This is a genomic window from Streptomyces bobili, assembly GCF_002154575.1.
GTDB classification, from domain to species: domain Bacteria; phylum Actinomycetota; class Actinomycetes; order Streptomycetales; family Streptomycetaceae; genus Streptomyces; species Streptomyces bobili.
Map to the genome: position 1 here is coordinate 314 of NZ_MUBA01000776.1, position 306 is coordinate 619.

Annotated in this window: 1 protein-coding gene; it reads left to right on the plus strand. The window is 76.8% G+C overall.

Translation table 11 applies throughout. The features are described 5' to 3' along the window. Positions 1-292 (plus strand): FAD-dependent oxidoreductase (locus BZL64_RS41730; RefSeq protein WP_244205790.1); only part of this gene is annotated, 292 nt, incomplete at its 5' end. Positions 293-306: the final 14 nt, after the last annotated feature.

Consider the following 306-nt stretch of genomic DNA (forward strand, 5'->3'; position numbering starts at 1 on the left):
CGTGCGCATGCACCTCGCGCGGCTGTACGGCACCTCGACCGGGCGGTGGGAGACGCTGGCCGTGCATCACACCGCCGAGGCCGTACCGGCGATGCGGGCGCCGCACGACCTGCGCCGGCCGGTACGTCTCCTCGCCGGGCTGTACGTCTGCGGCGACCACCGGGACACCAGCACGGTCCAGGGCGCCCTGCACTCGGCCCACCGGGCGGCGGCAGCGATCGTCTCCGACCTGGGCGCGACGGGTTCGCTGCACCAGGCCGACCCCGTCCGGACGGCCGCCCGAGCGGCGTGAGCGCCCCTGGGGAC